The sequence below is a fragment of the Salinarchaeum sp. Harcht-Bsk1 genome (genome assembly GCF_000403645.1).
Classification (GTDB): domain Archaea; phylum Halobacteriota; class Halobacteria; order Halobacteriales; family Salinarchaeaceae; genus Salinarchaeum.
Window position 1 is genome coordinate 1,573,474 of record NC_021313.1, and the last position, 23,468, is coordinate 1,596,941.

Consider the following 23,468-nt stretch of genomic DNA (forward strand, 5'->3'; position numbering starts at 1 on the left):
GGCCGACCGACGGTGTCCGGGCAGGCCGTCGGTCGGCGCTCCCGCGGCGTTTAACTCGCCTGGCACCGGACCGAGAGCACGATGGAGGAGACGCCGACGGGCACCCCGGTCGGGGTCGACGATCCCTACGAGCACGTCGACCGCTGCGATCACTGCACCGACGAGGGAACCTGCCGGTTCGCCTTCGAGCGCTTCACCGACGATCCGACGTTCGCCGAGGAACGACGCGACGACGAGTTTCGGTGCCCGGTCGTCAACCCCGACGCGGATCGCGAGTGGGAGTCCGCGGAGTGTCCGAACTTCCGTTCGACGACCGACGGGAAGGAGTGCCGGCGCTGCGGCATCGAGGAGCGTCGGATGGCCCACTCGCACGATCGGCCGCTCATCGAAGAGCACCACCTCTCGTACGCTGAAAACGAGGCGCGAAGCGCCTCGGAACAGTCGAGTATCGCGGAACGCAGTTCCGCGGACCATTCGAGCGGGCAGAGCCCGCGAGAAGACGGCGACGGCGGAGAGCCGCGAGACGGCGAAGCGCCCGAGGGCGAGGACGATCCGAACGGCGGTGACCACGAGATCACCGTCGCGCTCTGTCGATGGTGCCACACGAAGGTGCACAAGTCCTGGGCCCGGATCGACGACGACGTCTCGCCCGATCCCGAGGCGATCGCCGCGCGGGAGGAACGGCGCGGGAAGGAGTTCGAAGAGGCGAGTTTCGAGACCGCTGCCGAGCGGTTCGGCGACGGCGGCTGAGACGGGGCTGTCCGTCGGGCAGGAATCGGCACGTTCGCGAACGGCACGTCGAAGCGGCGTCGCTGGCGGCGCCCAGTCACCGATACAATCCGCGGTAGCTCGCGAGTTCGGCGTAGAGTTCGCGACGCTGGAGGACGGCGAACCCCGCGGCGATGACGCCGAAGCCCAGGAGCGTCAGCACCGCCACGTCCTCGCCCAGCGCCGCCCAGCCGACGACCAGCGCCACGACCGGCGTGAGGTAGGTCGTGAGGTTCGCATTCAGCGCCCCGACCGTGCCCATCAGGGTGAGGTACGAGACGAACCCGATCGCACCGACGAACAGGCCCAGATACCCGATCGTGAGCAAGGCAGCGGGCGTGACGTCGATCGCAGCGATCGACTCGCCCACGGCGAGGGCGGCGCAGAACTGGAGCGTCGCCCCGAGGAGCATCGCCCAGCCGGTCAGCGCCGGGACCGGGAGCGCTGGCTCGCTCCGCCTGACGAGCACCGTGCCGAGGGCGATCACGACGACTCCGGTGAACACCAGGAGCTTCCCGACCAGTTCCGGATCCAGGAGCGCCGCCGGATCCGGGCGGACGACGATCGCCACGCCGAGGAAGCCGAGGACGACGCCGACGTAGTCGCGGCCCGTCAGTCGCTCTGCGGGCAGGAGCACCCAGGCGAGCACCGCGATCACGATCGGCGAGAGGCTGAAGATGACGGCGGCGACGCCGCTCGTGATGTACTGCTGGCCGACGAAGCCGAAGCCGACGCCGCCGATCAGGAACGCGCCGCCCGCGATCACGGCCGTCCAGTCCGCCCGAGAGACGGGGACGCGATAGGTCGCGGTCGCGCCGACGTAGGCGAGGAGCAGGAGACCGGCGACGTAGTTCCGGATCGACGCGAACAGCAGTGGCGGGAAGTAGGCGAGACCAGCCTTGACGGCCGGGAACGCAGTGCCGAAGATCAGGGTCACGAGCGCGAACAGGAGCAGCGTTCGGACGCGAGACACGCGTGGGCAGAAGCGCCACGGCACAGCGCCTAAAGTAATCGGCAGATACCGACGCCGTCCCGGCGGACGGTTCAGTGAGCTTGCAGAATGTCGCCGACGCGACGGGGTTCGCCGCCGAGGTCGGGGCCCTTCTCGACGAGTTTGAGGACCTCGTGGTCCGTGACCTCCCAGTAGTTCTTCTGTGTGGCCTCCTCGATGAGTTCCTTCTCGAGGCGGAACTCGGTGCCCTGGTAGACAACGTCAACGCCCTGCTCGTCGAAAGCAAGCGACGTCATAGGCTGTGTTCGCACCGAGGTGGCAAAAACAATCCGGCACGCCGTCGATCCGACCGCGGGCGGACGGGCCTCGACCCACCGCTTTTGCCGCCGGCAGCCGTCGGTCCGGGCATGTCCATCACCGACCACGTCGAGGACATCGTCCACGAGGAGACGCAGGTCCACCGGGGCGAGGCAGCGATCGACCTCACCGCGACGGAGATCTACGAGATCGCCGAACCGGGACGGGTGGACTTCGGCGGCGGCGAACTCGAACCCGCCGACCTCCAGCCGCACGACCGCGTCTGGCGCAACGAGGCGGACGACTACCAGTGGTGGCACCTCGACGCGGGCCAGTACCTGCTCGAGTTCAACGAGACCGTCGTTGCCGACGATCGACTCGTGCTCCAGCCCCGCGACGCGATCCTGGAGCGGGGTGCGAGCCACCCGACGCTCCACGTCGAGTCCGTGGAGCGGATTCCCCTCGCCGTCGGCGGCGCGGGGCTGCGGCTCAAGGAGAACGCGCGGGTCTCGACGTTGCTCGCTCCCTGAGGGCCGCACGGTGGCCCTCGCTCGAATGCAGCCGCTTCTCCTCGCCCTCCGAAGCTCCGGAACACTGCGCCGGACCGGTCGCGGGAACGCGGCTTTATCTCGTCGGCCGCCCTACGGAACGGTATGGAAGAGAAAGTCTTCGTCTCGTCAGGACGGATGGCCCGCGAGGAGATCGCCGAGTACCTGCGCGCCGTCGCCGAGTCGCTCGATCGGGGCGCGTCGATCACGCTCACGGAGGGCGACGAATCGGTGACGCTGGAGGTCCCGGCCGAGCCGACGTTCGAGGTCCAGGTCGAGCACGAGGGACCGGAGGGCGCGATGACCGAGCGCTCGATCGAGTTCGAACTGGAGTGGGACGAGGCCGAGGAAGGCGAGGCGGCGGCCGGTGGCGATCTGTCGATCGAGTAGCGCTTGACGCGGTCTGCTGACGGCGCCCGCTATTCGACTGTCAGTGCCAGCCGTCCAGCACCCGCTCGTGCTGGTCGGGATCGTGGCCGTAGATCACGTCGGCGTCGTGGCGGCGTTCGATGTCCTGCAGAAGCCCGATGCTCTCCTGCCAGGCCTGCCGATCGCGGAGGAGCCCGGCGCCGAGCGGCCGCTCCTGCTCGTAGTTCGCTTCGAGTTCGGCGACGTCGCTCCCGAAGAGGAGCGACCCGTGGTCGTCGAGGTGGACGAGCATGCCCAGGAGGCCCGGCGAGTGGCCGGGCAGCCGGACGAACTCGACGTCCTCGAAGAAACTCGTCCGGTCGCGGTGGACGATCCGCCAGTGCAGATCGTGGTCGAAGTCCGCGCGAACGTAGCCGCCACCGTCGCCGCCGGGCGTGCAGGCGCTGTAGTACGCGAACTGGAGCTCCTGCTCGTGGACGTAGATGGGGGTGTCCGTGCCGGCGAAGGTGTGGAGGCCGCCGGCGTGGTCGACGTGGAGGTGCGAACAGACCACGGCGTCGACGTCCTCGAGGGCGTAGCCGGCGTCGGCGAGGTCCTCGGCGAGTTCGTGTTCCGCGGCGTCACGGTGCTCGAACGCCTGGTAGGTCGCCTCGGGCCAGTGGCCGTCGCCAGCCTCGGGATGGGAGCCGGTGTCCCAGAGGATCGTGGCCTCCGGGTGCTCGATCACGAGGTTGTAGACCGGCGTCGCGATGCGCTCGGCGCCGGGAGACGGCTCCTCGACGGTCGCGACCGTCTCGGCCTCGAGGTGGAAGTTCACGTCGCTATGGATCGTCCCGCGGTGGATGCCCCGGATCGTCGCGTCGACCATGCAGGCACTGGTGGGGCCAGCGAGGTAACTGTCGGTGTCCGGGAGCGCGGTTCCGGGCTCGCAGCAGCACGGCCCGCGACGCCCACATAGCAACCGTTAACGGTCCCCCACGGCATCCGGGAGGTATGAAGGTACTCGTCACGGACCCGATCGCGGACGAGGGTATCGCAAAGCTCCGCGAGGCGGGCCACGAGGTCGAGACGGCCTACGACGTGGAGGGCGACGCCCTCCTCGAGGCAATCGCGGACGCCAACGCGCTGATCGTCCGCTCGGGCACCGACGTCGACGAGGCGGTGTTCGACGCCGCCGAGGAACTGATCATCGTCGGCCGCGCGGGCATCGGCGTCGACAACATCGACATCGACGCGGCGACGGACCACGGCGTCATCGTCGCGAACGCGCCGGATCCGAACGTCCGCGCGACCGCAGAGCACACGGTCGGCATGATCTTCGCCGCCGCGCGGTCGATCCCGCAGGCCCACAGCCGCCTCCAGGACGGTGAGTGGGCGAAGAGCGAGTACCTCGGCACCGAGCTCAACGGCAAGACGCTCGGCGTCGTCGGCCTCGGCCGCGTCGGCCAGCAGGTCGCGAAGAAGCTCGACTCGCTCGGGATGGACGTCGTCGCGTTCGACCCCTACATCTCCGCGGAGCGCGCCGAGCAGATCGGCGCGGAGCTCTACGAGGACCTCCAGGATGCGCTCGCCGAGACCGACGTCGCGACGGTCCACACGCCGCTGACGCCCGACACCGAGGGCCTGCTCGGCGAGGAGGAGTTCGCACAGCTCGAGGACGGCTACGTGATCAACTGCGCCCGCGGCGGCATCCTCGACGAGGACGCGCTCGCGGCGGCCGTCGGCGACGGCGTCATGGCGGGCGCCGCACTCGACGTCTACGAGTCCGAGCCGCTCGCCGAGGACTCCCCGCTGCTCGACGTCGACGAGATCGTCACGACGCCCCACCTCGGCGCGAGCACCGCGGCGGCCCAGACCGGCGTCGCGACACTCACCGCCGACCAGGTCCTCGCCGCCTTCGAGGGCGAGCCAGTCCTCAACGCCCTGAACGCGCCCTCCGTCGACGAGAGCGCGTTCCCGCGCATCGAGCCGTACATCGACCTCGCGGACACCGCCGGCAAGATCGCCGCCCAGCTGTTCGACGGCCGCGTCGAGTCCGTCGAAGTCCGCTACGAGGGCGACATCGCCGAGGAGGACGTGGACCTCGTCACGGCCTCGGCGCTCAAGGGCGTCTTCGAGCCCCTGGAGTGGCAGGTCAACGCCGTCAATGCGCCGCAGGTCGCGGAGGATCGTGGCGTCGACGTGACCGAGTCCAAGTCCCACCAGACCGAGGACTTCCAGAGCGTCGTCCGCGTCACCGTCGCCAACAACGGCGACGAGATCAGCGTCGACGGCACGCTCTTCGCCGGCGACGACCCGCGGATCGTCCGCATCGACGGTTACCGCGTCGACGCTATTCCATACGGCACGATGCTCGTTGCCCGGAACCGCGACGAACCCGGCGTCATCGGCCTGATCGGCACGACGCTCGGCCAGCACGACGTCAACATCGCCGGGATGTTCAACGCTCGCGAGACGATCGGCGGCGAGGCGCTGACGGTCTACAACCTCGACGACCCGGTGCCGGACGAGGTCGCCGAAGAACTGCACGCCGACGACCGGATCACGGACGTGCGCGAGATCACGCTCGACGGCCGGGACTGAATTTCGACGGCCGGGACCGACTTCGGCAGGTTGCTTCGAGCGGACCGCCGCGGGTCCCAGAGAGCAGGAGGAAGGAAGCAGCGACGGCAGCGCGACAGTTCGAACGCGTCTATCCTAACAGCCCGAACAGCCCGGACCGATCATTCTGACGCTCGGCAGGGACGTCGTAGGACTCCCGATCCAGGATCGCCTCGTACTGGCGGCGAACCGCCTCGATCTCGGCGTCCTTGCGTTCGAGTTCTGTTTCTAGCTGGCTGACACGCGAGCGGAGGCGGCTGACCTCGCCCGACCCGTTGATTTCCTCGGCAGCCTGTGCGGCAGCGGGGGGATCGCCGCTCCCGCTTGCGGTCGTGCCGTCCTCGGGAGGTGCGGACATGGCGACACACGTCCAGGGGGCGATCCGTCAAAAGGGTTTGTCAGACGATCGTCACACGGCGCTGCCCGCGGGCGATTCGGCGGCGAAAAGTGGGGGTCGTTCGGCGATCTATGCGAGCGCCAGCGAGTCCGACTCGTCGCTCGCGGCTACTCGCCCAGGTGCTCCAGGACGCCTTCCGTGTTCCCGGGTACAGGCTCCGGATCCGCGCCGGCCGCCGCGGCCGCGTCGGGGTCCTTCAGCAGGTGGCCGGTCGTGAGGCAAACGACCTGCTCGTCGTCGCCCACGACGCCACGGTCGCGAAGTTCCCGGAGGCCGGCCAGCGACGCCGCAGAGGCGGGCTCGACGCCGACGCCCTCCTCGGCGAGGTCGCGCTGCGCGGCGGTGATCGCCTCGTCGTCGACGGCGACCGCGGTGCCGCCGGTCTCGCGGATCCCCGGCAGCGCCTTCGGCGCGTTGACGGGGTTGCCGATCCGGATCGCGGTGGCGATCGTCTCGACCTCGTCCCAGCGCTCGACGTGGTCCCAGCCGTTCTCGATGGCTTCGACCATCGGCGCAGCGCCGCTGGCCTGGACGCCGGTGAGCTTCGGCACTTGCTCGGGGTCGAGCTCGCCGGCCTGGACGAGTTCGCGGAAACACTTGTACAGCGCCGCGGTGTTGCCGGCGTTGCCGACGGGGAGGACGATCCGGTCGGGGTACTCGCCGAGACGCTCGTGGTGGGTTTCGAGGATCTCGAGGCCGATCGTCTTCTGGCCCTCCAGGCGGAACGGGTTGAGCGAGTTGAGGAGGTAGGCCTCCCCGCGCTCGGCGAGGTCCTGGACGATGTCGAGACAGACGTCGAAGTTGCCGTCGACCTCGAGAATCCGGGCGCCGTGGAGGCTCGCCTGCGCGACCTTCCCGGCGGCGACCTTCCCCGCCGGGAGGAGGACGAGCGTCTCCATCCCGCCGCGGGCGCCGTAGGCTGCCAGCGCGGCGGAGGTGTTCCCCGTCGACGCGCAGGCGAGGCGGCCCACGCCGAGCTCCTTCGCGGCGCCGACGCCGACGGTCATCCCCCGGTCCTTGAACGATCCGGTGCCGTTCATCCCCTCGTGCTTGATCTGGAGCGAGTCGACGCCGACCGACTCCTCCAGGCGCGGGACGGTGTACAGCGGCGTGTTCCCCTCCTCGATGGAGACGTGCTTGGGGACCGGCAGGGCGTCCTCGTAGCGCCAGACGCCGCTGCCCGAGAAGTCGTCGAAGGTCGGCGGCTCGGCGTAGCGCGCTTCCAGCAGGCCGTCGCAGTCGGGGCAGGTGTACACCACGTCGTCGAACGGCGCGAGGGTCTCGCCGCACTCGATGCAGGCCAGCCAGACGCCGTCGTCGGCGACGTCGGGCGTCGCGGACGCGGGCTCCGTGAGAGACAGGCTCATTGGCAGGGAATTGCGGGCCGCGGGCAAAAGCGAGGCGGTTCGCGGCTTTGGGATGGTGTCGATGTAGGAACGGTTGTCGTGTCGTGAACCGCTACCGCGGGCACAGCATCCTCGAAAGCCCCCGGCCGCTCGTGCCCGCTCACTCGCTGCGCGCGGCCTCGCTATCGCTCGGCCGTGCTACCGTCGTGACCGAACACGAGCGGTCGGCCCCTTTCAGTCCCGCCCGCCTCACACCTCCCCAGCCTTCTGCGCTGCTCACTCAGTCGCTGACGCTCCCTCGCTCCGCTGCTCGGCCCTCGCACGATGTCTGCGATTGGCTGCTCGCCCGCTTCGGGGCTCGCAGCCACCGTCGGAGCAAGCTCCGACGAGGTTCGCCTCGCGCTGCTCGGCTCACCATCGCGAGCGCGCGCCGGCGTGGTCCACGTGGTATAGCGCACTTCGGAAAACCATCCGGGCGGGACTGGAAGGGGCCGACCGCTCGCCGATTGAAACGAAGCAAGCACTGGACCGAGCGGAGCGAGGGAAGCGCGCAGCGAGTTAGAATCGGCGAGCGGGAGGGGGCTTCCAAGGCGGTCGTTGGTGTGCAATCGACGATAGAGGATTGCAAATTAAGCCAACTCTCACTCCGATTCGGCCTCGAACTCGTCGATGACGCCGTGAACGGTCTCCGTCCAGGCGTCGAGCGCGTCGTGGAGCATCGCCTTGGCGTCTGGCAGCGGCACTGCGGTGTACTGGTAGACGTAGCCGCCGGGGTCGAGCAGCCGGCGGTCCCGTTTCACGAGCCCCTTGTCGAGCAGCGCGGTCAGCGACCGGTTGACGTTCGAGCGGTCGCGGTCGAGGACGTCCGCGAGTTCCTCGGCGGTCGTACCGGGGTGGTCGAGCAGGGTGAGATACGTCCGCGTCTCGTGTTGCTGGATCCCGAACACGCAGGTCATCACCGCGTCGAACGACGGATCCGCGGCCTCCATCAGCGAACGCATGTCGTGATCGGGCTCGCTCATCGGTCGCGGTTTGGGCGGGGGAGGTCCTAAGCGTGTTCCCCGAGGGCGATCGAAACGAGTCATCGCAGCGAGCGATCCACGCCGCGGAATGCAGCAACGACCGTCAGTCGGCGCTCGCGTACCCCTGGTTGTGGATGCACTGGCGCATCTCATCCTCGGACTCGTGGGTGTGGAGCGTCGTCGGCGTGTCGCAGTAGTACTGTGAGCCGTCGTGGCGCAAAGTGACCTCGTGGTCGGCCCCGAGCACCTCCGTGCTGACGACGACGCGACGACCCTCCCGAAGTGCGTCGAGGATCTCGTCGGCGGTGATCTCTCCCGCCTCGACGCGGAGTGGCCCTGCCATGGACGAACCGTTCGTGGGGCCGGTACTTCGTTCCTCCCGTTGTGGCCGTGGCGTCCCGCTCGCGAATCGGCGCACTTTTACTCGGCGGTGACGGACGTGAACGGTATGCCGGTCGTTCCGTGGGAGGTCATCGGGTACACCCTCGGGCCGACCATCGCCGTCGTCGTCGTTTTCGCGGTCCTGACCGGGTGGCACCGGCACGCGAAGACTGCGATGGCGGGGGACCTCCGGGGCCGCGCCATCGAGTTGTCGCCCTACGCGGGTGTCCTCGTGCTGGTCCTGCTGTTAAACGCGTTCGTTCGACCGCGCGTCGACGAGTTCTCCTCGGCGTTCGCGATCGCCTTCACCGACAACATCCAGGGGTTCGAGGGCAACTTCGTCGCACTCCTGCAGGACGCGATTCCCGAACCGATGTTCCTGTACTTCTCGGCGGTGTACGTCGTCGGCTACGGCGCCCTGTTACTGTACCCGCCGATCGCCTACGTGGTGATCGACGACCTGCTCAAGCCCGCGATGTTGTTCGTGGCCTACGCGGTGAACTACTTCACCGGCGCCCTGCTGTACGTCGTCTTCGCCGTGTATGGGCCGCGAAACCTCCAGGTCGGCCGCGTCGAGGCGCCGCTGTTCGAGGAGTTCCCCGACATCATGTACCTCACGAGCGCGATCAACACGAACTCGAACGCGTTCCCGTCGCTGCACACCTCGATGGCGGTGACGGTGCTCATCTTCGCGTGGTTCACCCGCGAGGAGTACCCGATCTGGACGGTGATCGCCTCGATCCTGGCGCCGAGCGTCGTGCTCGCGACGATGGCGCTCGGGATTCACTGGTTCACCGACGTCATCGCCGGCGTCGCACTCGCGGTGTTCAGCGTCGGCGCGGCGCAGTGGATCGTCCCGCGAGTCCGCGGCGAGGTCGACGACGATCGCCGGCCGCTCGATCCGGTGCGGCTCTGAGTCGGTACGGCGCGACGCCCACGGCGCGAGCGGCGCCGATCGGCGATGAGTCGCCGGTCAGCGCACGATCGCACAGGCCGCCACGTCCGGGAGCCCGATCGAGCGGGTCCGCCAGCCGTCGCCAGCGTCGGCGAGCACCGTGCCGTCGGCTGCGACGGCGAAGGTGGGCGGCGTCCCCTCGGCACCAGCAGCGTCGTCCCCGGTGCCGTAGGCGATCCCGGCGACCGGCGCTCGCGCGGGCCAGTCGGTCGAGGTCCAGCCGTCGTCGGTCCGGGCCAAGAGGTCCTTGCCGCTGGCGGCGTGGACGCGCTGCTCGCCGTCGGCCGTGGGTTCGCCGGCCGCGGACGCCGATTCGCCGGCGGCAGCGACGACGTCGAACGGCCCCTCGCGCTCCTCGACCCACCCCGGACCGAGGCGGAAGAGCCCATCTGCAGTCGCGGCGAAGGGACCGACCGCCTCGACGCCACCAGGAGCAGCGACGTCGCGCACGTCGTCGAGGCCGACGTGTTCGATCGCGTCCGTGTCGACCCGGTAGACGCCGTCCGCGGCAGCGAGGAGTCGGCCCCCGGCGGCGCGGACGTCCGCCTCGCCGATCGCACGCCAGGCGACTGCCGTCGCGGATCCCGAATCGGCCGCTGGGGCGGCGTCGAGCACCGAGGCCATCGGTGCGCGCCGAACCGCCCCGTCGGCTCCGGCGGCGATGACGGCGTCCCCGGTGATCGTGACCGCATCCGTCGGGCCGGCGTCCGTCGGCACGGTTCCAACCGTCTCCGCGACGCGGTCGGCGCCGAGGGCGACGACGAGGAGGTCCTCGGGCGTCGCGGCGAGTACCCGGCCGTCGCCGAGTGCGGCGACGTCCCGCACCGGGTCGCGGAGCGCCAGTCCGAACTCGCCGATCACGTCCGCCGAGATGCCGACCACCGCGAGTCCCTGGGCCGTGGCGACGGCGAGTCTGCTCCGGCCGGCGCTGGTCTCGTAGACGCGCTTCTCGGCGATGTCCATGCACGTCGATCGTGGCAGGGAGGAGGAAAGCGTTCCGTTGGGCGGCAGGAGCCGGGAGCCCGACGTACACGCTTATCTCGGGGGCAGGCGATCCGGGCACATGGACACGAGGCTGTACCTGCGGTTCGAGGCGGTCGGGATCGCGGTCGCGACGATCGCCGCATACCAGCAGTTCGGCGGCGGACTCCTGCTGTTCGTGCTCCTCCTGTTCGCCCCCGACGTCGCCGCGGTCGGCTACTTGCTCGGCGACGACATCGGCGCGGTCACCTACAACCTCGCGCACGTCTACGTCTGGCCACTCGGACTCGTGGGGGTGGGGCTCTGGAGCGGTTCGGGGCTGGCCGTCAGCGGCGGGCTGATCTGGACGTTCCACGTCGCGATGGACCGCTCGATCGGCTACGGGCTCAAAGCCGGGAGCTTCCGGGAGACCCACCTCGGGCGAATTGGACGGTCGGGCTGAACCGGTTCGGCGAACTGCGCGGCTCGACAGGTTCCCGACGGTACGGACGAATCACCGGCCAGAACTGCCCGTTCCGGCGGCCCAGGTCAACAGACTTACCTCAGTACCCGAGCAAGTCCCGTTCCGATGCACTGGCTGTCCGCCCTGACGACGTCCGTGTCGGTCCTGCAGTCGGCAGACCTCTCTACGTCCACCGTCACGATCGCAGGCGCGGTCTCGATCGTCGTCTTGCTGGGACTCTCCGCTTTCTTCTCGTCCTCGGAGATCGCGATGTTCTCGCTGCCGGCGCACAAGATCGACAACCTCGTCGAGGAGGGCGTCGCCGGCGCGGCGACGCTGAAGGCGCTGAAGGACGATCCCCACCGCCTGCTCATCACCATCCTCGTCGGGAACAACATCGTCAACATCGCGATGTCCTCGATCGCGACGGGGCTGCTCGCCTACTACGTCACGCAGGGGCAGTCCGTCGTGATCGCGACCGTCGGGATCACGATGCTCGTCCTCATGTTCGGCGAGGCGGCGCCGAAGTCCTACGCCGTCGAGAACACCGAGTCCTGGGCGCTCCGGATCGCCCGCCCGCTGAAGCTCTCGGAGTACTTCCTGCTGCCGATGGTCGTCGTCGTCGACTACCTCACACGGATCCTCAACAGGGTGACCGGGGGTCGCTCCGCCATCGAGAGCACGTACGTCACCCGCTCGGAGATCAAGGACATGATCGAGACCGGCGAGCGCGCCGGCGTCCTCGAGGAGGACGAACACGAGATGCTCCAGCGGATCTTCCGGTTCAACAACACCATCGCGAAGGAGGTCATGACGCCGCGCCTCGATATGACCGCCGTCTCGGTCGACGCCAGCGTCGACGAGGCGCTCACCACCTGCGTCCAGAGCGGCCACGCCCGGGTCCCCGTCTACGAGGGCAGCCTCGACAACGTGATCGGCGTCGTGCACATCCGGGACCTCGTCCGGGACACGCAGTACGGCGAGAACGACGTCGACGTCCGCGACCTCATCAACCCGACGCTGCACGTCCCCGAGTCCAAGAACGCCGACGAACTGCTCTCCGAGATGCGCGACGAGCGCGTCCACATGGTCGTCGTGATCGACGAGTTCGGCACCACGGAGGGGCTGATCACGATGGAGGACATGGTCGAGGAGATCGTCGGGGAGATCCTGGAGGGCGAGGAGGACGAACCGATCGAGCGCGTCGACGACGACACCGTCGTCGTGCGCGGCGAGGTCAACATCGAGGACGTCAACGAGGCGTTCGACGTGGAGATTCCCGAAGGGGAGGAGTTCGAGACGATCGCCGGTTTCATCTTCAACCGGGCGGGCCGACTCGTCGAGGCCGGCGAGGAGATCAGCTACGAGAACATCGACATCCGCGTCGAGCGCGTCGAGAACACCCGCATCCTCGAGGCCCGCCTCCACAAACACGAGGAGCTGGAGGCGAGCGACGACGAGGCGTCCGAGGAAGCGGCCGAGAACTGAGTGGCCGGTAACTGAGCGGCCGAGCATCGCGTTCGCACGAACGAACCGCCGGGACTGCCGAGCACTGACCACCTGCGAAGCGATCGCCTCGGGCCCCAACCGCGGTGGATCGCGACTTCTCCGTGCACTCACGCACCGAACAGCGCCGCCAGCGCCGCGTAGATGCCGAACCCGGAGCCCAGCGCGATCGCGAGCGACGCGACCCACGCGAGGACGGTGTAGCCGACCTTCTCGGCGGAGACGCCCTCGCCGCTCGCGTACCCCGCGCCGACGATCGAGGAAACGATGATCTCGTTGAAGGAGACGGGAATCCCGAAGAGGACGGCCGCCTGCGCGATCGCGAAGGAAGGGATGAGCGCCGCGATCGAGCGCCGCGGACCGAGCGAGGAGTAGTCCTGGGCGATCGCCTTGATCATCCGCGGGGCGCCGGTCCAGGAGCCGACGAGGAGCCCGAGGCCGCCGCCCGCCAGCACGGCGAAGAGGTTGACGTCGTAGGGATCGAGCAGCGGCAACAGCGGGCCGATCGCGAGTCCGACCTGACTCCCGCCCGCGGAGAAGGCCACGAGACCGCCGAGCGCGAGGAGAAACCGGCGCTGGCCCTGTGCCGGATCGATCACGAGCTCTCGGTAGAGCGTGCCGGCGAACGCCAGCGCGAAGGCGGCAGTCGCGAGGAGGTGGCCCGCAATCGAGGGGACGGCGGCAGCGTCGGCGAGCGCGACGCCCGCCGATGCCGCGATCGAGGCGCCGTTTTCGCCCAGCAACGCGACGTCGACGTTGGCGATCAGTGCGCCGACGACGGCTGCGAGCACCGGCAGTGTGAGCCGTTCCGACGTGGCCTCGCTTCGCAGGAACCGGGCGGTGACGTACGCGATGCCGCCGCCGACGAACGGCACGAGCACCCACAGCGTGGCGATCTCGACGTACTTCGGCCACGCGGGATCGCCGCCCATCGCCAGCCCCACGCCGACGACGGCACCGGTGACGGTGAACGCCGTCGCGATCGGGTAGCCGGCGAAGATCCCCACCGCGACGAGCGCAGCGGCGATCGTCAGCGCGAGCGCGGCGGCCTGCGCGGAGAGCGGATCGCCGACGATCAGTTCCCGGCCGACGGCCTCCGAGACGTTGGCGCCCTGGATCACCGCGCCGCCCAAGCCCAGCAGGCCGACGACGAAGCCGGCGCGCATGACCGAGATGGCGTTCGCGCCGACGGCGGGCGCGAAGGGCGTCGAACCCGAGGACCCCGCGCCGATTGCCCACGCCATGAACAGGCTGGCCAGTCCCGCGACGAGCACCGTCGCGACCGTCGCGATGCCGACCATTCGTCGCTGGGTTCGCCGGGGTGCTACTAGTGCCTGCCGGGATGGGGATCCGGGTGACCCTGTGGAGTGACGGGGCGACGAGCCCATTCCGCGTCGTGACCGGAGCGGAACGCTGTTGCCGCTGGATCGGTTCGGCGGACGTATGCCCCGGTACTCGGTGGGGAGGATTCTCGGTCTCGGTGGCGGAGGTATCTGCGTCCTCGGCCTCGTGCTCGCGACCCTGGGAACGCTTCAGATCGGCGGCTGGAGGATCGCCCCGTTGCTCGGTCTCCTGTGGCCGCCGACCGGGCTCGCCATTGGGGCGATCGGCCTTCGGATCGCGGGCAGCCGCGCCAGCGGCGACGTGCTCGCCGTGTACGGTGGGATGGGTGCGCACCTGTTCGCGCTGAGCCTCGTGCTCCTGACCGGTGGCGGCTGGCTCCTCGGCGGCGGGAGCGGTCGCCTGGTCGCCGCGGTCGCGTGGGGCGCCGCGGCGCTCCTCTACGGAGGATTCGCGTACGCCTGGGAACGAACGACCCCGACCGACGTGGACGCCGCCTGGCGGGACTGGCGCCGCTGAGGGAGGATGGACTGGCCCGGCGACGGGTCGTGGAGACGCGACTCAGTTCGTGGTGTGTTTCGAGCGGCCGTTCTCGTTCTCGGTCGGGGTCTCGACGCCCTCGGCGGCCTCGACGTGCGCGGTCTCTTTCTCGGTATCGACGTGCCAGCGATCGACCTCGTCCTCGTAGTCCCGGAGCCGATCACCGACCTCGGATTTGAGTTCGTCGTCGTTGACGTTGACCTCGAACACGAAGGTGTCGTCGTCGCGCCCGGACTGCTGGAGGTTGGCGGAGATCAGCGCGTTGTCGAAGTAGTACGGCGCGAGCTGTGTCATGACGCGCTGGTAGACGGTGTCCTCGACGACGCGAAGCGCCTTGCGGCCCGCGGAGTCGGCCGCACGGGCGACGTAGTCGATAGACTCGCCCCAGGCCTCGCGGGCGCCCGCGGCGTCGCCGTCGTCCTCCAGTTTCTCGTAGGACTCCGAGAGCTTGTCGCCGGCGGTCTTGACGTCCTCACCGGGCGTCGAGCCGGCCTTCTCGCCCTCACCCTCGCCGACGCTCGCCTGTTCGGCGGTCTTCTCTGGAACGTCCTCTTCGATGCGCTCGTGGGCCTTCGGGCGCCACTCCTCCCACTCCTCGAAATCGGCGGCGTAGGGGCTGTCGCCGTTGACGTCGAGGTCGCGGAGTGCTCGGGTGACGCGCTCGCCGTGCTCGACGATCGCTGGCCAGTCGCCGGTCACGCGGAAGCCGGAGACGCGCTCTTCCATCTGGTGAGACTCTCGGTCGGTGGGGGGACGGCAAAGGCGTTCTGGCTCGCTCCTCGCGGTCAGCGGCCGTAAATAACTCGCGTGGCGAACGCGTCGAGTTTCGACTTGAGTTTCCCGGCCGCTACCTCGTGACGGACGACCGAGGTCAGCTCGCGCTCGCCGAGTTCGATGCGCTCGCCGTCGAATGGGTTCTGGCCGCCCGACTCGGCGTCCTCGTCGTCGACGGCCTCCTTGGCGTCGAGGACCGCGGTGACGCTACAGCGACCGCAGGCCTCGGTCTGTTTCCCTCCCATGGGTGGTTCTCGGTGACATGGTACGGGGAGCGGCCGGATAAAGGTTGTCCGGCGGGGCAGACCGGGTGGGAAACGGGGCGGGGCGCAACGGCGTGTCCGTGTGGCGCCGCGGTCGTCGTCGAATCGCTCCGGTGAGCGCCATCGCTGGCGGCGCTCCGGACACCGTCAGATCACGTTCCTCCGGGACTCGCGAAAAAATCTCGCTGCCGCAACGAACCGCTACCGCAGCGTCGGGGCGCTTACGAGTCGTCCTCGCACTCGTCGTCGTTCGCTGCGTCGTCCGCTGCCCCGGCACCGTCGTCGGTAGCCGTCTCGTTCTCCCCATCGTCGTCAGCATCGGCGTCGTCCGCGGCGTCGGATTCGTCGTCTTCCATCTCGTCGTCAGCGTCGGCGTCCGTCTCGTTCTCGTCCTCCATCTCGTCATCTTCGTCCATCTCGCCGTCGCCCGGGAGTTCCACGCTCATCGTGGCGTCCTCCGTCGCGACGACCTGGAACGGCGTGTCGGCGGGCGCCTCGTCGGGGTTCAGGTACCCGAGTGCCCAGGCCGAGTAGGCAGTTTCGCCCTCGAGGGAAACGTCGACGGTCGTGACGACCGTCCCGTTGTTGCCCTCCGTCGCGGGACGGATCTCGGCCGTGTAGTCACCGGCGGGCACGGTCACGTAGTCCGAGGCGTTGCCGAACTCGACGTCGTCGGCGATCACGACGCTCCCGTTACCGGCCGTGATGTCGACGGCAGGTGCGTCGGGCGAGAGGTGCACGACGCGGAGGGCGCTCATGTCGTCTTCAGGCGTCCACGCGTTGTCGTTGAACGCGACCGGTGCGAAGGGTGCCGTCCCGTTCTCGCTGATCTCACCGCTGGCAGCGATCGTCGTCACCGTGCGTGCCTCGAGAGTCACCTCGTCGTCGAACACGACGGTGTCGGGGTCCTCGGCGGCCGCGATCGTCACGTTGTACGTGCCGGCCGGGCCGGGGAGGTAGTCACTGACGTCGCCGAACGAGACGTTCGAGAGGACCGTGTCGTTCTCGATCAGCACGTCCACCGCCGGCGCGTCGGGCGACGCGTGTACGACTCTGAGGTAGGTCGTCTGCTGTGGATCGGCAGCAGCCGCTGCCTCGTCGTCGGTGGCGTTCTCGTCAGCCTCGTCGTCGGCCATATCGCCGTCGGTGGCGTTCTCGTCAGCCTCGCCGTCGGCCATGTCGCCGTCGGTGCCGTTGTCGTCGGTGTGCTGGTCGACGGCCGCGACGCCGCCGAGGGCGACGACGCTGCCGACCAGTGCAACCGAGAGCAGTACGACGATCAGCCGTGTGTATGGTATCGTTGATGCCACGCTCGCATCCTTCGTGATGGCACGTCTTTGTTATCATCTGATAATTCTCGCGGCTGCAGACGCCAGATCGAATAATGTTTACTTATCTGATGTTCAGTTCTCGGCCCCCAACTGCTGGGGCTGGCGGGGTGATCACGGCTCGGTAGAGCACTGAAAAACGAGAGACAGCGCGACGGCGAGACGTCGGAACGCCCGAGCGGCCGACTGGAGAAACGCGACCGAACTCGCGAGTAATCTCAGATAACGGAACAGTTTTATCGGCTGGTAGCTGGAGGCACTGTGTCGCCGACAGGTCTCGCCCGCCGCCGCCGGCCGGCCGGCGGAGGCCGGGTCGGAGCTGCACGAGCGGGGTCGCCAACACTACCTGCATACCGTCGCCGTACCGCGATCGGAGTCCGCGAGCGAACAGCAACCGGCACGAGCGTAGGATGGACGAACGGGCCACCACGCGACCACAAGTGTCGGGAGCAACCGGGGCGGAAAGACAGCACTGTGGCCTCCTACCGAATACGGACGCCCAGCAACTGGTACGCACGGGATCGATCGACGGTCCAGGAGACGCCCCGAGCGGCGAAAGCTATGTACGCACCGGGTGACAGTCTCACACACATGGGATACGCAGTGGTCGATCCGGAGGACCTCCCCGTCGCTGGCGACGAGGCGCGGGAGGCGAGCAGGCGATCGATCAGCGGCGAGGTCGGACTCCGCAACCTCGGCGCGCACGTCTACGAGGCTGGTCCCGGGGAGACGATTCCGCTGGCCTACCACTTCCACGAGGAGCAGGAGGAGCTGTTCGTCGTCCAGTCCGGGACGTTGACGGTCGAGACCCCCGAGGAGACGCTGACCGTCGAGGCGGGCGAGGTGCTCGCCGTCGAGCCGAACAGTCCACAGCGCGCGTTCAACGCCCCGAACGCCACGGAGCCGGTCCAGGTGCTGGCGATCGGCGCGCCGAACGTCGACGACGCACAGCCATACGAGCCATGAGCGAAGCAGGAGATCACAGCGACGCCGAGACTGGTACCGACGCGCCGACCGACGAGGATCCCCTCGCCGACGTGCCCGACTGGGACGACGAGTACGTCGACGAGGTCGCGGGACGACTCGTCCACAACTACGACCTCGAGCAGGACCGCACCGTGGAGGGCGAATCCTTCGACCTGTACGGCGCGATGGAGATCCACAGCCAGAAGCACATCATCCATCCCTCCATCTCCTTCGCCCACCACGAGTCTCACGAGCACCTGTTCCTCCGACGCGTCGAGCACGCGACGGTCGCGGAGATCGACCGGCTGGTCGCGCTCGGCCACGACCTCGCCGACGAGTGGGTCGAGGCTGACGAAGAGCACTACAGCACGGACTTCACGTTCGTCCTGGTCGCCCCCGAGGTCCCGGACGACGTCGACGAGCGCGTGGCGGCCGTCGACGAGCGCACGTTGCTCAAGTACGGCTACAACGGCCACTACGACGTCCACGTGGCCGTGGTCGCACCCGAGCAGGAACGCCTGGTCGTCAGTGAAGACGCCGACGTCGCCGAGGCGCTGGCGCTCTGGGAGCCCATCGAGCGCGAGGAGCCGGGGCTGCTCGGTCTGATCTCGCGGCGGTTGCAGATCTAGCGATCCGGTTCGCGGGAATGGCAGGACCCCTTTTCGCAGTACTCGCCGTTCCGAGCTACCGGCTCGTGGCCGAAGCGCTCGAAAAAAAAACCGCCCGCGTCAGTAGTGACGACCCTCAGTCGTCACTCGGTTGATCGGGTTCTCCACCGTCGGCTGCGACCTGCTCGCCCGCACCGAAGCCCCGGACGTCCTGGATGTTGTTGTAGCCCATCCAGATGAGGCCGACCGCGAGGCCGACGAGCGTCAACCCGATGACCAGCTGTGCGATTGCCGATAGCTGCGCGAGCAACTCGGTTTCGGCGTCGGCGGTCTCGCCGAGCAACCGTCCACCGAGCACCGTGTACAGCGTCGTCCAGAGCAGCCCACAGATCGTGACCACCGCCATCAGCGCCATCGGGACGCCGGTCGAGACGAGCTGCTTCGTCTCGTCCCAGTTGGCGATCCAGACCGTGGCCGTCAGCAGTGCCATCGCGGCCAGCAGCTGGTTGGCGCCGCCGAAGAGCGTCCAGAGGTCCTCCCAGTTGCCGGTGTAAACCAGCAGGAAGGCGGCGACGACGATAACGCTCGTGTTGGCGTAGCGGTTCGCCGCGAACTCCTCTGCGGTCGTCTCTGGCGTGCCGACGATCTCCTCCATCATGTACCGGCCCAGGCGGCAGGCCGTGTCCATGCTCGTCAGGAGGAAGCTCGCGAGCACGAGCGCCATGAACGGCGCCGCGTACTCCATCGGAACGCCGAGCGCAGTGAGGATCGCACCACCGCCGGTCGCGAAGTTCGGGAGCGCGAGCCCGATACCGCCGGACGCTGCCGGGATCGCGATGATCGCGACCGTGGCGATCGAGACTGCAGCGAGGAGCCCTTCGCCGAGCATCCCGCCGTAGCCGATCAGTTTGGCGTCGGTCTCCTGGTCCAGCTGTTTCGCCGTGGTCCCCGAGGAGACCAGCGAGTGGAACCCGCTGATCGTCCCGCAGGCGATGGTGACGAACAGCAGTGGGAACAGCGGCATGAGCGGTAGCGTGTCGGCGAACGGCCCGCCGTCGCCCATGAAGCCGTACCACATGTCGAGCTGGATGTTGAGCGTGATCTCCGCGCCCGTGTTGGGGTTGGTGGCGTCGACGCCCGTGATGAGCGTGCCGACGATCACCGCCAGCAGCGCGCCCCCGACCCCGGTGTACAGCAGGAACGAGGACAGGTAGTCACGCGGCTGGAGCAGCATCCACACCGGGAGGACGCTCGCGACCCCGCCGTAGACGAGGATCACGAGCAGCCACGCGCCGATGTTGGCGCTGCCCAGGACCTTCGGGAGGAAGCTCGGTGCCGAATCTCCCAGAAGGATGATCACGCTCTCGTCCGTCGCGAACGCGCCCTGCGTGCCAAAGAGCGCCAGCGGGTAGTTGACCCCGACCCAGACCGACCCGAACACGCCCGCGACGAACAACACGGTGCCCGCCGCGAACGGAAGGTCGAACTGGTAGAGCCAGAACCCGAACAGCAACGCCAGCGTGACGTAGATCAGGCTGGCCATCGCTGCCGACGGATAGGCGTTGAACGCGACGCCGATCACCAGTGCGAACACGGCGACGACGAGGATGATCAGGAGGAAGGCGAACCACAACAGCATGTCCTTCCCCCGTTCACCCACGTACTCGCCGATGATGTAGCCGATCGACTTCCCCTCGTGCCGAAGGCTGCTCGACAGCGACGTGAAGTCGTGGACGGATCCCAGCAGTGGGTTACCGATCGCGACCCACAGGAATGCCGGAACCCACCCCCAGATCATCGCGGCCGTGATCGGGCCGACGATGGGTGCGCCGCCCGCGATGCTCGAGTAGTGGTGCCCGAGCAACACGGGTTTCTTTGCCGGTACGTACTCCTGACCGTCTTCGTACTTGTGGGCTGGCGTCTCGCGGCTGTCGTCCAGTTCGACGAACTGGGACAGATACCGTCCGTACGTGAAGTACGCGACGGTAAATGACGCGAGTACCAGCGCCACGATCCAAATTACCCCTGCCATGGCATACCACAGGTACGATCATGAGGATCATGCTCATAAATATAATCCATTTAAATTGATAGCTATTCAGTCGAAAGACGAGACGGCTTCGGGGTGTCGATCGGAGTGGCGCGCGATGGCGTGTGACGGGCCACCGTGGCACGCGCGGCGGTGTCGTGACAGTCGTCTAACCATCGATCGGCAGAGAACGAACCGGGTGCGGCAGACCGATATCGTGGCGGACCGGCGGGAATCTGTCAATCCCCGGCGGCGATCTCCGCCGTCGGATCGATATCGATCTCCTCGGCGACGTCGGCGAGCAGCGAGCCCTTGACCTCCCGCACGCGGGTCTCTATCTCTGCGACCACCGGGACGGTGAAGTCGCTCCGGATGTCCGCGAGGCGTTCGCGCTCGGTCTCGACCCGATCCCGGAGGAAGGTGCCGCCGCGGCCCTGCTCGTCGGGATCGGGTTCGGGGGTGAGCTTGTTGACGACCAGGCCGTCGACGGTGAGTTCGGTGTCCTCAAGCCCACCGATCGCACGAGTGGTCTCCCGCATCGACAGCTCGTCGGGGTTCAGGACGAACGTGAACGTCGCCTGCTCGCGCAGCGTCTCACCAGCGTACGCGAACCGCTCCTTGCGTTCGTGGAGGCGCTGGAGGATCGGATCGCCCTCCTTCATCCGGCGAGCCTGCTGCTTCCCGACGGCGGCTTTCTCGTAGTAGTCGATGGACTTCTCGCGCTTGTGAAGCAGGCGGTCGATCCACTGTTCGAGGTACTCCGGCAGCGCGAGGAGCCGGAGCGTGCCGCCAGTCGGCGACGTGTCGAAGACGACCCGGTCGTAGGGATCGGACTGCTGCATCACCTCGATGAACCGGTCGAACAGCGCGGCCTCGTAGGCGCCCGGCGTCTGGTGGGCCATCTCCAGTTGTAAGGAGACCTCGTTGACCATCGCCGGGCTGAGCTGCTCGCCGAGCTGTCGGCGGAGGCCCTGGAGGTGGTTCTGGACCTCCTCTTCGGGATCGATCTCCATCGCGTGGAGGTCGTCGTAGGCCTCGACCGGCTCCGGTTCGTCGGTGAACTGCTGGTCGAACACGTCGGAAGTGCTGTGGGCCGGGTCCGTCGAGACGACCAGCGTCTCGAGGCCCGCGTTCGCACACTTCAGTCCGTAGGCGGAGGAGACGGTCGTCTTGCCGACGCCGCCCTTGCCGCCGAAGAAGCGAAAGCGAGCCATCAGTACCGGCCCTCCGTCGTCGCCGGTCGCGAGTACGATCCCGCCATCAGAAGTGGTACTGCTGGCCCTTGCGCTCGATCAGCGAGTCCCGGTCCCACATCCGGCGTTGCCAGGCCTCGAACTCGTCGGCGAGGTAGGGCAGGAACTCGGCCGTGTAGTACGACACCGGGCTCGGGATCCCGAAGGCGTCCGGGAAACACGCCAGCATGAACGCGTCCTCCAGGTCCTCGGCCTCCTTTTCCAGCGTCTCGTAGGCCGGATGGGTGAGCATGCCGTGGTAGAGCCCTCTCGCCCACAGCTTCAGGGTGTCCAGAAACTCGTCGATGCGCTCTGCGAGCGTCATGGACAGTGGTATCGTGTGGCATTCTAAAAGCGTGTCGCCGCTAAGGGACTCGGTCGGTGGGAGACGAACGAGGCATTCAACGCAGACCCCCGAAAGCCCCCGAGCGCTCGAGGGCTGCGGCTCGCTGCGCTCCTCAGTTCGCAGTGCTCCTTGCGGTGCTTACTTCGCCTCGCACCGTCGAGCGCTCGGCCCCTTTCGAAGCCCACCCAAACAGCCTCATACCTCCCCAGCCTTCTGCGCTACTCGCCCTCCGGGCTGCGTTGCTCGGCCCTCGCACGGTGTCGCGCGACTGGCTGCTCGCCCGCAAGGGGCTCGCAGCCGACGCGAGCGCGCGCCGGTGGGGCCAACCGGGGTTTCGCGAACCTCCCGAAGATCCACCGGGTGGGACTGGAAGGGGCCGACCGCTCGTCGATCGTAACGAAGCAAGCACTGCAGCGAGTGAGCACCGCGAACGAGCGAAGCGCGCAACGAGTTAGGATCGACGAGCGGTCGGGGGCTTCCAAGGCGTCTGCAGCGGTTTGGAAAGCGGCCCGTCTACAATAACCCGAACCCAGGACCGAACGATCTCCTCGCGGGACCGAAACACGTTTTCACGGGCCGAGCGCACCACGGACCATGATCGTCAGCGGGTCCACGTCGCAGTCGCTGGCCGCGACCCTGGCCACGGAACTGGACGAACCCCTCGCCGTCGTCGAGCAGACAGCCTTCCCGGACGGCGAGTCGAAGTTCGCCATCGACGCGCCCGGGGAGCGAACGCTCGCGGACGTCGACCGGGCGGTGATCGTCGCCTCGACGACGACCGCGGACGCCCACCTCGAGGTGCTCCAGCTCCAGGACGCGGCGCGGGAGGCCGGCATCGACGAGGTCGTCACGGTCCTGCCGTACATGGGCTACGGGCGCCAGGATCGGGCCTTCGAGACAGGCGAACCCGTCACCGCGCGAGCGATCGCCCGGGCGCTCTCGCCAGGCACGGACCGGGTCCTTACCGTAACGCCCCACGAGCCCGCAGTCTGCGACTTTTTCGACCCGCCGGCGACCCAGATCGACGCGGAAGCGCTGCTCGCGGAGCCGCTCCGGAGCGACCCCGACCCCGCGCTCGATGAGCCGCTCTTCCTCTCGCCGGACGCGGGGGCCATCGACGTCGCCGAGACCGTCAGGGACGCCTTCGGCAGCGGCGAGGTGGACCACTTCGAGAAGACCCGGACCTCGGGCACGGAGGTCACGATCGAGCCGGGCAACGCCGAGATCGCGGGCCGGGACGTCGTGGTCGTCGACGACATCGTCGCGACGGGGTCGACGATGAGCCAGTCGATCGAGGTGCTCCAGGACCGGGACGTGGGCCGCGTGTTCGTCGGCTGCGTCCACCCGCTGCTCGCGCGGGACGCCCGCTCGAAACTCGCCCGCGCCGGCGTCGAAGCGATCCACGCGACCGACACGATCGAACGACTCGTCAGCACGGTCTCGGCCGCGCCGGCGATCGCCGAGGAACTGTAAGCT

At 68.3% G+C, this 23,468-nt stretch carries 26 protein-coding genes; 11 read left to right on the plus strand and 15 right to left on the minus strand.

The annotated features are described in order from the left end of the window. Positions 1-81 precede the first annotated feature (81 nt). Entirely contained in the window at positions 82-750 is a 669-nt protein-coding gene (locus L593_RS07130; RefSeq protein WP_020446269.1) for a hypothetical protein, read from the plus strand. Between the two features lie 76 nt (positions 751-826). Here the strand turns inward: L593_RS07130 and L593_RS07135 are convergent, their stop codons facing one another. Next, positions 827-1,741 carry a DMT family transporter gene (locus L593_RS07135; RefSeq protein ID WP_020446270.1) on the minus strand — a complete coding sequence of 305 codons (915 nt, stop codon included), beginning with the start codon at positions 1,739-1,741 and terminating at the stop codon, positions 827-829. 71 nt (positions 1,742-1,812) lie between these two features. Further along, on the minus strand, positions 1,813-2,016 hold the full coding sequence (locus L593_RS07140) for a DUF5800 family protein (RefSeq protein ID WP_020446271.1): 204 nt from the start codon (positions 2,014-2,016) through the stop codon (positions 1,813-1,815). Between the two features lie 111 nt (positions 2,017-2,127). On the opposite strand from L593_RS07140, the gene L593_RS07145 reads away from it, so the two are divergent. Together L593_RS07145 and L593_RS07150 are read left to right on the plus strand one after the other, a co-directional pair. After that, positions 2,128-2,547 (plus strand): deoxycytidine triphosphate deaminase, encoded by a 420-nt coding sequence (locus L593_RS07145; protein ID WP_020446272.1) that lies wholly within the window; start codon positions 2,128-2,130, stop codon positions 2,545-2,547. 123 nt (positions 2,548-2,670) lie between these two features. Beyond that, entirely contained in the window at positions 2,671-2,955 is a 285-nt protein-coding gene (locus L593_RS07150; RefSeq protein WP_020446273.1) for an amphi-Trp domain-containing protein, read from the plus strand. A gap of 40 nt (positions 2,956-2,995) precedes the next feature. Here L593_RS07150 and L593_RS07155 read toward each other — a convergent pair whose 3' ends face one another. Further along, on the minus strand, positions 2,996-3,802 hold the full coding sequence (locus tag L593_RS07155) for an N-acyl homoserine lactonase family protein (RefSeq protein ID WP_020446274.1): 807 nt from the start codon (positions 3,800-3,802) through the stop codon (positions 2,996-2,998). 125 nt (positions 3,803-3,927) lie between these two features. On the opposite strand from L593_RS07155, the gene serA reads away from it, so the two are divergent. After that, positions 3,928-5,517 carry a phosphoglycerate dehydrogenase gene (serA, locus tag L593_RS07160; protein WP_020446275.1) on the plus strand — a complete coding sequence of 530 codons (1,590 nt, stop codon included), beginning with the start codon at positions 3,928-3,930 and terminating at the stop codon, positions 5,515-5,517. A 109-nt stretch (positions 5,518-5,626) separates the two neighbouring features. Here serA and L593_RS07165 read toward each other — a convergent pair whose 3' ends face one another. The 4 genes from L593_RS07165 to L593_RS07180 form a co-directional block, all read right to left on the minus strand. Beyond that, positions 5,627-5,893 carry a hypothetical protein gene (locus L593_RS07165; protein ID WP_020446276.1) on the minus strand — a complete coding sequence of 89 codons (267 nt, stop codon included), beginning with the start codon at positions 5,891-5,893 and terminating at the stop codon, positions 5,627-5,629. A 146-nt stretch (positions 5,894-6,039) separates the two neighbouring features. Beyond that, the gene (gene thrC / locus L593_RS07170; protein WP_020446277.1) at positions 6,040-7,299 is read right to left on the minus strand and encodes a threonine synthase; all 1,260 of its coding nucleotides are present in this window, start codon (positions 7,297-7,299) and stop codon (positions 6,040-6,042) included. Positions 7,300-7,919: 620 nt separating this feature from the next. After that, entirely contained in the window at positions 7,920-8,300 is a 381-nt protein-coding gene (locus L593_RS07175) for a helix-turn-helix domain-containing protein (RefSeq protein WP_020446278.1), read from the minus strand. Between the two features lie 103 nt (positions 8,301-8,403). Further along, on the minus strand, positions 8,404-8,643 hold the full coding sequence (locus L593_RS07180) for a hypothetical protein (RefSeq protein WP_020446279.1): 240 nt from the start codon (positions 8,641-8,643) through the stop codon (positions 8,404-8,406). Positions 8,644-8,748: 105 nt separating this feature from the next. Between L593_RS07180 and L593_RS07185 the strand changes: the two genes are divergently transcribed. Continuing rightward, on the plus strand, positions 8,749-9,597 hold the full coding sequence (locus tag L593_RS07185; protein WP_020446280.1) for a phosphatase PAP2 family protein: 849 nt from the start codon (positions 8,749-8,751) through the stop codon (positions 9,595-9,597). Positions 9,598-9,654: 57 nt separating this feature from the next. Here the strand turns inward: L593_RS07185 and L593_RS07190 are convergent, their stop codons facing one another. Beyond that, positions 9,655-10,599: a hypothetical protein gene (locus tag L593_RS07190; RefSeq protein WP_020446281.1), complete on the minus strand. Its 945-nt coding sequence runs from the start codon at positions 10,597-10,599 to the stop codon at positions 9,655-9,657. 100 nt (positions 10,600-10,699) lie between these two features. On the opposite strand from L593_RS07190, the gene L593_RS07195 reads away from it, so the two are divergent. Continuing rightward, positions 10,700-11,059, plus strand: coding sequence for a DUF4260 domain-containing protein (locus L593_RS07195; protein WP_020446282.1), 360 nt, complete (start codon positions 10,700-10,702; stop codon positions 11,057-11,059). 126 nt (positions 11,060-11,185) lie between these two features. Further along, positions 11,186-12,547, plus strand: a complete 1,362-nt coding sequence (locus L593_RS07200) for a hemolysin family protein (RefSeq protein WP_020446283.1) — start codon at positions 11,186-11,188, stop codon at positions 12,545-12,547. A 128-nt stretch (positions 12,548-12,675) separates the two neighbouring features. Here the strand turns inward: L593_RS07200 and L593_RS07205 are convergent, their stop codons facing one another. After that, positions 12,676-13,866 (minus strand): inorganic phosphate transporter, encoded by a 1,191-nt coding sequence (locus L593_RS07205; RefSeq protein ID WP_020446284.1) that lies wholly within the window; start codon positions 13,864-13,866, stop codon positions 12,676-12,678. Between the two features lie 142 nt (positions 13,867-14,008). Between L593_RS07205 and L593_RS07210 the strand changes: the two genes are divergently transcribed. Then, positions 14,009-14,425 (plus strand): hypothetical protein, encoded by a 417-nt coding sequence (locus tag L593_RS07210; protein WP_020446285.1) that lies wholly within the window; start codon positions 14,009-14,011, stop codon positions 14,423-14,425. 42 nt (positions 14,426-14,467) lie between these two features. On the opposite strand, the gene L593_RS07215 is transcribed toward L593_RS07210, so the two are convergent. From L593_RS07215 to L593_RS07225, 3 genes are all read right to left on the minus strand, one after another. After that, positions 14,468-15,172 (minus strand): DUF5828 family protein, encoded by a 705-nt coding sequence (locus tag L593_RS07215; RefSeq protein WP_020446286.1) that lies wholly within the window; start codon positions 15,170-15,172, stop codon positions 14,468-14,470. Between the two features lie 59 nt (positions 15,173-15,231). Further along, complete coding sequence (locus L593_RS07220; protein ID WP_020446287.1) at positions 15,232-15,465, minus strand: hypothetical protein; 234 nt, start codon at positions 15,463-15,465, stop codon at positions 15,232-15,234. Between the two features lie 239 nt (positions 15,466-15,704). Beyond that, entirely contained in the window at positions 15,705-16,793 is a 1,089-nt protein-coding gene (locus tag L593_RS07225; RefSeq protein WP_020446288.1) for a DUF4397 domain-containing protein, read from the minus strand. Between the two features lie 609 nt (positions 16,794-17,402). Here L593_RS07225 and L593_RS07230 point away from each other — a divergent pair. Together L593_RS07230 and L593_RS07235 are read left to right on the plus strand one after the other, a co-directional pair. Further along, entirely contained in the window at positions 17,403-17,777 is a 375-nt protein-coding gene (locus tag L593_RS07230) for a cupin domain-containing protein (protein ID WP_020446289.1), read from the plus strand. Beyond that, positions 17,774-18,406, plus strand: a complete 633-nt coding sequence (locus L593_RS07235; protein WP_020446290.1) for a hypothetical protein — start codon at positions 17,774-17,776, stop codon at positions 18,404-18,406. Before L593_RS07230 ends, L593_RS07235 begins: the two co-directional genes overlap by 4 nt. 115 nt (positions 18,407-18,521) lie before the next feature. Here L593_RS07235 and L593_RS07240 read toward each other — a convergent pair whose 3' ends face one another. The 3 genes from L593_RS07240 to L593_RS07250 form a co-directional block, all read right to left on the minus strand. Beyond that, entirely contained in the window at positions 18,522-20,417 is a 1,896-nt protein-coding gene (locus L593_RS07240; protein ID WP_020446291.1) for a carbon starvation protein A, read from the minus strand. Between the two features lie 236 nt (positions 20,418-20,653). Further along, the gene (locus tag L593_RS07245) at positions 20,654-21,628 is read right to left on the minus strand and encodes a TRC40/GET3/ArsA family transport-energizing ATPase (RefSeq protein WP_020446292.1); all 975 of its coding nucleotides are present in this window, start codon (positions 21,626-21,628) and stop codon (positions 20,654-20,656) included. Between the two features lie 46 nt (positions 21,629-21,674). Then, positions 21,675-21,971 (minus strand): hypothetical protein, encoded by a 297-nt coding sequence (locus tag L593_RS07250; protein WP_020446293.1) that lies wholly within the window; start codon positions 21,969-21,971, stop codon positions 21,675-21,677. Positions 21,972-22,586: 615 nt separating this feature from the next. Between L593_RS07250 and prs the strand changes: the two genes are divergently transcribed. After that, entirely contained in the window at positions 22,587-23,465 is an 879-nt protein-coding gene (gene prs, locus L593_RS07255; protein WP_020446294.1) for a ribose-phosphate diphosphokinase, read from the plus strand. Positions 23,466-23,468: the final 3 nt, after the last annotated feature.

Excerpts from the sequence above, each read along its gene's own strand:
- L593_RS07210 (WP_020446285.1), top strand. The coding sequence starts at position 14,009 with ATGCCCCGGTACTCGGTGGGGAGGATTCTCGGTCTCGGTGGCGGAGGT.
- L593_RS07150 (WP_020446273.1), top strand. The coding sequence starts at position 2,671 with ATGGAAGAGAAAGTCTTCGTCTCGTCAGGACGGATGGCCCGCGAGGAG.
- L593_RS07245 (WP_020446292.1), bottom strand. The coding sequence starts at position 21,628 with ATGGCTCGCTTTCGCTTCTTCGGCGGCAAGGGCGGCGTCGGCAAGACG.
- L593_RS07220 (WP_020446287.1), bottom strand. The coding sequence starts at position 15,465 with ATGGGAGGGAAACAGACCGAGGCCTGCGGTCGCTGTAGCGTCACCGCG.
- prs (WP_020446294.1), top strand. The coding sequence starts at position 22,587 with ATGATCGTCAGCGGGTCCACGTCGCAGTCGCTGGCCGCGACCCTGGCC.
- L593_RS07240 (WP_020446291.1), bottom strand. The coding sequence starts at position 20,417 with ATGGCAGGGGTAATTTGGATCGTGGCGCTGGTACTCGCGTCATTTACC.
- L593_RS07165 (WP_020446276.1), bottom strand. The coding sequence starts at position 5,893 with ATGTCCGCACCTCCCGAGGACGGCACGACCGCAAGCGGGAGCGGCGAT.
- L593_RS07130 (WP_020446269.1), top strand. The coding sequence starts at position 82 with ATGGAGGAGACGCCGACGGGCACCCCGGTCGGGGTCGACGATCCCTAC.
- L593_RS07185 (WP_020446280.1), top strand. The coding sequence starts at position 8,749 with ATGCCGGTCGTTCCGTGGGAGGTCATCGGGTACACCCTCGGGCCGACC.
- L593_RS07180 (WP_020446279.1), bottom strand. The coding sequence starts at position 8,643 with ATGGCAGGGCCACTCCGCGTCGAGGCGGGAGAGATCACCGCCGACGAG.
- L593_RS07195 (WP_020446282.1), top strand. The coding sequence starts at position 10,700 with ATGGACACGAGGCTGTACCTGCGGTTCGAGGCGGTCGGGATCGCGGTC.
- L593_RS07230 (WP_020446289.1), top strand. The coding sequence starts at position 17,403 with ATGGGATACGCAGTGGTCGATCCGGAGGACCTCCCCGTCGCTGGCGAC.
- L593_RS07155 (WP_020446274.1), bottom strand. The coding sequence starts at position 3,802 with ATGGTCGACGCGACGATCCGGGGCATCCACCGCGGGACGATCCATAGC.
- L593_RS07140 (WP_020446271.1), bottom strand. The coding sequence starts at position 2,016 with ATGACGTCGCTTGCTTTCGACGAGCAGGGCGTTGACGTTGTCTACCAG.
- L593_RS07205 (WP_020446284.1), bottom strand. The coding sequence starts at position 13,866 with ATGGTCGGCATCGCGACGGTCGCGACGGTGCTCGTCGCGGGACTGGCC.
- serA (WP_020446275.1), top strand. The coding sequence starts at position 3,928 with ATGAAGGTACTCGTCACGGACCCGATCGCGGACGAGGGTATCGCAAAG.
- L593_RS07200 (WP_020446283.1), top strand. The coding sequence starts at position 11,186 with ATGCACTGGCTGTCCGCCCTGACGACGTCCGTGTCGGTCCTGCAGTCG.
- L593_RS07235 (WP_020446290.1), top strand. The coding sequence starts at position 17,774 with ATGAGCGAAGCAGGAGATCACAGCGACGCCGAGACTGGTACCGACGCG.
- L593_RS07145 (WP_020446272.1), top strand. The coding sequence starts at position 2,128 with ATGTCCATCACCGACCACGTCGAGGACATCGTCCACGAGGAGACGCAG.
- L593_RS07250 (WP_020446293.1), bottom strand. The coding sequence starts at position 21,971 with ATGACGCTCGCAGAGCGCATCGACGAGTTTCTGGACACCCTGAAGCTG.
- L593_RS07175 (WP_020446278.1), bottom strand. The coding sequence starts at position 8,300 with ATGAGCGAGCCCGATCACGACATGCGTTCGCTGATGGAGGCCGCGGAT.
- thrC (WP_020446277.1), bottom strand. The coding sequence starts at position 7,299 with ATGAGCCTGTCTCTCACGGAGCCCGCGTCCGCGACGCCCGACGTCGCC.
- L593_RS07190 (WP_020446281.1), bottom strand. The coding sequence starts at position 10,599 with ATGGACATCGCCGAGAAGCGCGTCTACGAGACCAGCGCCGGCCGGAGC.
- L593_RS07215 (WP_020446286.1), bottom strand. The coding sequence starts at position 15,172 with ATGGAAGAGCGCGTCTCCGGCTTCCGCGTGACCGGCGACTGGCCAGCG.